A 7,169-nucleotide genomic window follows, 5' to 3' on the forward strand; every position below is an offset into this window, starting at 1 on the left:
ACCACCGCCCCTCACGGCGGGGGCTTCACTCGGCGCGACTCAGACTCGTCAGCACCTCGGTGCGCGGAGCGGCAGGCAGGAAGAAGCGGAACTCCGTGCCGACACCCTCCTTGCTCGTCACGTCCATCGTCCCTCCGTGCGCGAGGACGATGGCACGGGTGATCGTGAGACCGAGACCCACGCCGGGTACCGCGTTGCGCGTCGCGGTCGACGCACGGAAGAAGCGGGTGAACAGCATCCCCTGTTCGTCCTCCGGTATCCCGACCCCGGTATCGGCGATCGAGAACTCCACGCCGCCGTCGACCGCGCGCACTCGCGCGGTGACCTTCCCGCCGCGAGAGGTGAACTTGATGGCATTGGAGAGCAGGTTGTCGATGGCCTGCCCCACTCTTCCGGCATCGACGAAGACGGGCATCGCCGCAGGACCGACCTCCGCGACGAGTTCGATCCCTTCCCGCTGCGCATGCGGACCGGCCGACACCACCGCGGATCGCACCAGCGCGGCCGCATCGGCCTCATCGCGCTCGAGGGGGAATCGCCCGGACTCGACCTGGGCGGTGAACAACAGGTCGCCGACGAGATTGAGCAGACGCTGCGCGTTGCGCTCGATGATGCCGACGAACTCCTGCTGGTCCTCCGTGAGCGGCTGCCCTGGATCGTTCTGCAGCAGGTCCAGGAAGCCGATGATGGCGCTGAGGGGTGTCCGGAGCTCATGGGAGATCATCCCGACGAACTCGTCCTTCATCCTCGCGACCTCGACGGCCCTGGTCTCGTCTGTCAGCACGAACAGATATCCCTGCTGCGCGCCCGCACCGTCCTTGTGGGGAGTGACCGTCACACGTGCGGGAACCGTCGTCCCGCCTGCGGTCACGACCTCGATGTCCCCGTCGACGGGGACACCGGCGTCCGCCTGTCCGAACAGAGCCTTGATCCCCGGGTCGAGTTCGGCGTAGCCGGCGGGCATGTCGCCGGACGGCGCGGAGTGCTCCGCCGTGTCAGCCGCCAGCATCGAGAGCACGGCGGTCGAGAAGAAGCGATCGATGCGCACGTCGTCGAGAGCCTCGTCGACGGGAAGTCCGAGCAGGCGCACCGCTCCCGGGTTCCAGGCCGTCACGATACCGCTGCAGTCCGTGGCCACCACGGCCTGCGCCGTTATCGACGACCACAGGCTCTCGAACGAGTCCAGCAGCTCCCGGTACTGGTGCTCCTTCTCGCGCAGCTGCACGATCATGGCCACGTTCTCGGACAGCGCTCTGGTTCGTTCGGCGACGAGCTCCTCCGCCTGTTCCACGCGCATCCGCTGCTGCCGCGCGAGCTGGTTGATCACGGCCGCCACCGCCGAGAACACGAGCGGGCCCACCACGCCCCGCAGCCACTCGACCGAGGTCGCGGGTGGCGCGGTGACGTACGGCATCAGCAACGCGATCGACGTGAGCCCGCCGACCACGAACACCCAGCGGATGCCCGGGGCGGCGGCCAACCAGACCACCGGGAGGAGCACGAGTGATGAGAAGAGCGATGTCGCTCCCCCGGTACCCGTGCGGAAGAGTCCGAGGCCGATGATGTCGACGATGGGGATGAGCAGGAGCGCCCATCCCTCGTGCACCCCGCGGGCCGTCAGCACCGCGGCGAAGGCCGTGGCCGCGAGCACCAGGATGATCCCCGCCACGGCCGGTGCGACGTGCGTCATGGGAAGGTCGGGAACCCACCAGGTGAGGAGCGCCGCGATCACCGTCGCGGTGACCGTCGGCGCCTGCTTGAGCAGCGGGCTCGGGTTGTCGAAGACCTGATACCAGCGGTTCTCCGCGCGATCGAGCGGCGTGGCCCTCATCGCCGCACGCCCTCGACGATCGCGTGCAGCTCGGAACCCGTGATCGGCTTGGGGAGCGCGGCGTCCGCCGGCGGATAGTCGGTGGCATCGAGCACCGAGCTGATCACCAGGAAGCAGTCGGGGAAACGTGCCCGGACCAGCCGCGCGCACTCCTGTCCCGAGATACCGGGCAGCAGCAGGTCGAGCACGGCCACCACGGGATCGATCTCGGAGAACGCGGCGATCGCCGACTCGGCGTCACGGGCCACGAACACGTCGAACCCCTCGCGGTCGAGATAGCGGCGCAGCAGCGCGGCCTGATCGGGCGCGTCCTCGACGACGAGGGCCAACGGCCTCCCGCTCATCGGAGCAGCAGCTCTCTCACCACGACGATGACGACCACCACGGCGAGGGCGAGCAGAGCCTGAGGGATCAGACGTCGCTCACGTCGGGCATCCGCGGCGATCTCCTCCACCTCGGCATCGTTCGACGGGGTTGCGATCATGAGTCGACACGTCCGATCTTCTCGGTCTTGATCCAGGAGGCATCGGCGCGACGCCACTCCTTGATGTAGGAATCCACGGTGATGGCGCACAGCAGTGAGCCGTACCCGCAGACGTAGAGCAGCAGCCCCGCGAAGAAGCGTCCGCCAGGGAGCGGCTCCACCGCCCGGGCGAGCCAGATCCCCAGCATCGAGATCGGTCCCCACAGGTAGAAGATCACCGCCCACATGATGCGGGCCTCGTGCGTCACGGGCAGCCCGAGCGCGAGCAACGCGGACTCGAACAGCTGCGGGAAGATCGCGATGGCCATCAGGATCAGGGCACCGAGCCCTGGGAACATGATCGCCTCGCGCCAGGACTGTCTGCCGATGCGGGGATCCAGCTGCACCGAGTAGAGCATCGAGTAGATGTAGATGCAGGCCGCCGCGATCCACATGAAGCGGAACACGAACTCGGCGATGTCGCTGTGCAGCAGGAGGAGCGCGAGCAGGCCGGCCGCCGCGAGCAGCATGAACGCAGGGAGCAGGAGGATCGTGAACCAGGCGAGCCCGAAGCCGAAACTGCCCAGGTTGTGGTCCCGGCTCGGGCGGAACCACAGCTTTCGGTAGATCGAGGTGAGCTGCACGTTGCCGCGCGCCCAGCGCAGACGCTGCTTCCACAGGCTGTCGATCGTCCGCGGCTCCTCGGCCAGCACCACGGCATGCGGCTCGAACACCATCCGGCGTCCCTTGAGCTGGCCCTCGAACGTCGTCATGGTGTCCTCGGCGAGGGTTCCCGTGGGGATGCGTCCGCCGATGGCTTCGAGGTTCGCGCGGGAGTGCAGCTGGGCGCCGCCCGCGAGGCAGGCGATGGCGCCGCCGACGTTCTGCACCCGACGTGCGGAGAGCTGACCGATCACGTACTCGATGGCGATGAAACGCGTGAGGTAGTTGCGGTCGCGGCTGCCCTCGGCGATGTAGGCCGTCACGGCACCGACCTTCTCGTCGGCCAGGTGGCGGGTGAGCTTGCGCAGCGAATCACGGGCGAAGATCACATCCGCATCCATGATGAGCACGGCCTCGGCCCACGTGTCGGCGAGGATCACGTCGAGACCGTGGTTGAGCGTGTGCGCCTTGCCCTCTCCCCCCTTCTCGCGCCGCAGGTGCACGACGCGGCCGGGGTGGGCCGCTGACGTGGCGGCGACGACCTCGGGGGTGTCGTCGGTCGATGCGTCGTCGACGACGAAGACCCGGAGGCGTTCAGCCGGATACTCCAGCTGCAGCAGCCGTTCGATCGCGGGGCCGATCACCGCACCCTCGTTCCAGGCGGGGATGACGACGGCGACGTTCGGGTGGTACGGCGCCGCCTTGCCGTAATGGTTGCGGAACGCATGCAGCGGAAGGATGAGGAACTGCAGGCCGGTGTTGACCACCGGCAGCGTGCCGACGAGGATGCAGAGCAGCAGGAGGATGACCAGCACGGTCTCCAGCCAGGTGAGATCGGCCATCAGGAGACCGCCACCGCGTCGAGCAGCGGGAGGATCCTCGAGTACCGGCCCACCTCGGCGGCGTCGTGGCTGTCGGTCGAGGCGACCACCGTGCCGCCGGCGCGGCGCAGCGCGGCCAGCGCATCGACCCCAGGGCAGCCCCACTTCTCGTTCACTTCGACGAGGGTGTCGGTGTCGGCGGTGGTGCGTGCCCAGGCATCCGCGCGCTGCGCACCCAGGTCGGCCTCGGACAGACCGATCTTCGGCAGGATCGAGAAGCAGTGCGCGAGCTGGTTCCCCGGGTAGCGCCGCATCGTGGCGATGAGCGCCTCGACTAACTGATCGAGAACGTCGTCAGCGGCCCATCCCGCGGCCATCCGCTCCCGCACCGCGGTGGGTCCGAGCGGACCGTCCGCCCCCGGGAACTGGTGGTCGGCGATGAGGATCCGATCGATGCCGTCGGGGAGGGTCGGGATGTCGAGAGTTCCCCCGACGTCGAGGATCTTCGCCTCGACACCGGTGAGCACCGTGAGCCCGTCCGGCACCCGGAGCACCCGCACCGCAGCGAGGTACTCCGGCACCCAGGTCGTGCTCTGACGCACGTGGTCGACGAGGCGCACCGTGGTCAGTCCCGCTGCGGCCGCAGCCTCGACGTTCTGTGCGAGTGTCGAGACCGCATCGTCCGAGAAGGTGGAGTGGACGTGGTGGTCGCCGCGGAGCAGCGCGTGGCTCACAGTTCCTCCTGATGCCCCGCATGGTCGGAGACCAGCACATCGTCGATCTCCACGATCACATCCTCGAGGAAGCGCACGGAGGCGACCTCGCGGAACGGGATCTGCACGGGAAGCTCTCGCCCCAGGAAGAGGTCGGCCACGAGCGACGGGATGTCGACGCCGGCCGCGATCGTCAAAGGCAAGGCGCCGGGGAAGCGAGGGTTGACCTCGAGCAGCACCGCACGACCCGTGCGATCGCGCCGCAGCTGCACGTTCGCGACGCCGACCAGTCCGATCGCGCGGGCGATCGATGCCGCCGTCTCCTCGAGTTCCGCATCGCGGACCGTGCGTCCGGCGATGGCGACGCCGGAGTCGACCCTGGCTCGCGTGCGGGGTACCGCGGCCACGACGGCCCCGGTGGCATCCGCGATGACGTCGACGGAGTACTCCTCCCCCGGAAGGAAGTCCTGGACGATGAGTCCCTCGTCCGTCGGCAGGGCCTCGAGAGCAGCACGGTCGGGCACGAGCCGCACGCCACGGCTCCCTGCACCCTGACGCGGCTTGGCGAAGACCGGGAACTCCCACTCGACGGCCTCGGCATCACGCCCGGCGAGGACGGTGCGCGGGACGCGACCGGTCGACGCGCAGCGTTCCGCGAGGGCGAGCTTGTCGAGCGCGGTGTTCAGCGTGTCCTCGGACGGCGCAGCCAGCACGGCGGGTGCCAGCTCATCGCGCCGTCCCGCGAGGGCGATGAGCTCGACGTCGACGGTCGAGATCACCAGATCGAGGCCGTCGTCCGCCACCATGCGCGCGATCGCCGGCACGAAGTCGTCGTCACGTCCCGGTGGCACGAGGCGTCGCTGCTCCGGGGGCACCAGGTAGATGCCGCTCGCCCAGCCGTCCATGTCCGCGGCGAACACGGTCAGGTCCGAGCGGCGGAGCAGCGACCGGATCACGGCCACTCCCGCCGGACCACCGGCACCGGTCACCAGCACGCGCTTCGTCATCAGCTCTCCCGTCGTGTGAGCTCGTGGGCGCCGATGAACTCGGCGGTCTCCCGCACGACCTCGAGCGGTTCGACGGCCGTACCCCCACCGAATCTCGACCAGTACCGCGCTGTCGCGGTGACGAACTCGGGCGCGAGGTAGTCGCGGCTCGCCGTCTGCGAGCCGAAGCGTTCGAGGAGCCGCAGCTTCTCGTCGAGGTACTGGTCGATGCGCACGAACCTCGTGGGCCGGAAGTCGATCGTCGCCGACGGACTCTGATAACACGCGACGGTACCGACCCGCCGCGTGGCCACGACGGTCGCCTCGCTCACGGCACGGTGATCCTGGTGCCGGTCGTGCGGCGAGTGCGTGTAGACGATCGTCGGCTGGATCTCCTGCACGACCTCTTCGATGATGCGCACCGTGGATCCCCCTCCGGAGATCTCGGTGTCGATGAGGTCCTTCAGGAAGAGGCGGGCGCCCAGCATCTCCGCCGCTGCGAGGGATTCGTTCTGCCTGCTGTCGGCGTCCCCACCCCTGGCACCGCGGGAGAGCGTGAGGATCGTGATCTCGTCCTGAGCCCTGGCGTGCGCGGCGAGCAATCCGCCGACGCCGATCTCGACGTCGTCCGGATGTGCGCCGATCGCGAGCACCCGCTCCGGTGTGCGCGCTTCCGCTCGGCGGCGGTGCCCCTCCTCGACCAGACGGGTGACGGCTTCCACGAGCTTGCCGTTGTCGAGCGGTTTGGTCAGGAACTCGTCCGCCTGCGCCCGCAGGGCCGAGACCGCGTACTCCACGGAGACGTGGGCGGTCATCACCACGACAGGCACCGACGGAACGATGCGTCGCAGCTCGGCGAGCAGCTCGAGGCCGCTCAGTCCCGGCATCTCGATGTCGGTCACCACGACGTCCGGCCGCACCTCCGCGACCCGATCGATCGCGACCTGTCCGTCCTCGGCGACGTCGACGATGCACGCGGCACGTCGCTCGAGCACGGTCTTGACGAGCAGGGCGACGTCCGGATCGTCGTCGACGACGAGAACGCGAGGAGAGTCCTCAGGCATGTGTACGGCTCTCCTTGGGGAGGTTCCCTGACCGATGGGGATCGGCGGCGCGATCTCGGGGCCTTCAACACCGGGACCGCAGGGAAAGTCGAGCGGGGTATGACGATTCTGGCATACGCCGCCGCCATTGCGACGGTATGCGCCTACGCTCCTGCGCGGGCGGCGCGCTTCTCCTCCTGGAACACCCGGATCGCCTCGTACCGCTCGGCCGAGCGCGCCCGTCGCTTCGCCGCCTCGTCCTCACGATTCTTCGGAGGTGCGGTGGTGACGAGCTCACCCAGGAGACGGTCGACGACAGCCGCGATCTCGTCGACCGCGCTCTCGAAGACGGCCTGGTTCGCCCGCGACGGCGCCGTGGTCCCGGCGATCTTGCGCACGAACTGCAACGCCGCATCGTGGCATTCCTGCGCGGTCGCAGCGGGCTCGAGGTTGTTCAGCGGGATGATGTTGCGGCACATACCCGCACGCTACGCCGCACGGCGGGTCGACGGAAGAGTCGCGGCGTCTCCCCGCCCACCGGGGTCGGACCGACGACAGGGGATGGTGCCGCCGAGGGCCGCTCGCTACGCTCGGGGCTATCCGGGCCGCCAGTGCGATCCCCACCCCCGTCGACAGGACAGACCATGAC

8 protein-coding genes are annotated in these 7,169 nt (G+C 69.0%); all 8 read right to left on the bottom strand.

The annotated features are described in order from the left end of the window. Nucleotides 1-25: 25 nt before the first annotated feature. The 8 genes from AX744_RS18660 to AX744_RS18690 all read right to left on the bottom strand — a co-directional run bounded on the left by AX744_RS18660 (nt 26) and on the right by AX744_RS18690 (nt 6,999). On the bottom strand, nt 26-1,831 hold the full coding sequence (locus AX744_RS18660) for a sensor histidine kinase (protein ID WP_046748787.1): 1,806 nt from the start codon (nt 1,829-1,831) through the stop codon (nt 26-28). Then, entirely contained in the window at nt 1,828-2,175 is a 348-nt protein-coding gene (locus AX744_RS18665) for a response regulator transcription factor (protein ID WP_046748786.1), read from the bottom strand. The genes AX744_RS18660 and AX744_RS18665 overlap by 4 nt, the downstream gene beginning before the upstream one ends. After that, nucleotides 2,172-2,315, bottom strand: coding sequence for a hypothetical protein (locus tag AX744_RS20900; RefSeq protein ID WP_197429283.1), 144 nt, complete (start codon nt 2,313-2,315; stop codon nt 2,172-2,174). Before AX744_RS20900 ends, AX744_RS18665 begins: the two co-directional genes overlap by 4 nt. Further along, nucleotides 2,312-3,799, bottom strand: a complete 1,488-nt coding sequence (locus AX744_RS18670; RefSeq protein ID WP_061018595.1) for a glycosyltransferase family 2 protein — start codon at nt 3,797-3,799, stop codon at nt 2,312-2,314. Before AX744_RS18670 ends, AX744_RS20900 begins: the two co-directional genes overlap by 4 nt. Next, nucleotides 3,799-4,512, bottom strand: a complete 714-nt coding sequence (locus tag AX744_RS18675) for a PHP domain-containing protein (protein ID WP_061018597.1) — start codon at nt 4,510-4,512, stop codon at nt 3,799-3,801. The genes AX744_RS18670 and AX744_RS18675 overlap by 1 nt, the downstream gene beginning before the upstream one ends. Next, nucleotides 4,509-5,498, bottom strand: coding sequence for an ATP-grasp domain-containing protein (locus tag AX744_RS18680; protein ID WP_061018599.1), 990 nt, complete (start codon nt 5,496-5,498; stop codon nt 4,509-4,511). Before AX744_RS18680 ends, AX744_RS18675 begins: the two co-directional genes overlap by 4 nt. Beyond that, nucleotides 5,498-6,541, bottom strand: a complete 1,044-nt coding sequence (locus tag AX744_RS18685; protein WP_061018601.1) for a response regulator — start codon at nt 6,539-6,541, stop codon at nt 5,498-5,500. The genes AX744_RS18680 and AX744_RS18685 overlap by 1 nt, the downstream gene beginning before the upstream one ends. A gap of 143 nt (nt 6,542-6,684) precedes the next feature. Continuing rightward, a complete protein-coding gene (locus tag AX744_RS18690; RefSeq protein ID WP_061018604.1) occupies nt 6,685-6,999 on the bottom strand; it encodes a DUF2277 domain-containing protein in 315 nt (104 codons plus the stop codon). Nucleotides 7,000-7,169 lie beyond the last annotated feature (170 nt).

Source organism: Microbacterium sp. CCH5-D1, from assembly GCF_001557335.1.
GTDB lineage: Bacteria > Actinomycetota > Actinomycetes > Actinomycetales > Microbacteriaceae > Microbacterium > Microbacterium oxydans.

Bases quoted from the DNA above. Each gene is read 5' to 3' on its own strand.
- AX744_RS18660 (WP_046748787.1), bottom strand. From the start codon at position 1,831: ATGAGGGCCACGCCGCTCGATCGCGCGGAGAACCGCTGGTATCAGGTC.
- AX744_RS18665 (WP_046748786.1), bottom strand. From the start codon at position 2,175: ATGAGCGGGAGGCCGTTGGCCCTCGTCGTCGAGGACGCGCCCGATCAG.
- AX744_RS20900 (WP_197429283.1), bottom strand. From the start codon at position 2,315: ATGATCGCAACCCCGTCGAACGATGCCGAGGTGGAGGAGATCGCCGCG.
- AX744_RS18670 (WP_061018595.1), bottom strand. From the start codon at position 3,799: ATGGCCGATCTCACCTGGCTGGAGACCGTGCTGGTCATCCTCCTGCTG.
- AX744_RS18680 (WP_061018599.1), bottom strand. From the start codon at position 5,498: ATGACGAAGCGCGTGCTGGTGACCGGTGCCGGTGGTCCGGCGGGAGTG.
- AX744_RS18685 (WP_061018601.1), bottom strand. From the start codon at position 6,541: ATGCCTGAGGACTCTCCTCGCGTTCTCGTCGTCGACGACGATCCGGAC.
- AX744_RS18690 (WP_061018604.1), bottom strand. From the start codon at position 6,999: ATGTGCCGCAACATCATCCCGCTGAACAACCTCGAGCCCGCTGCGACC.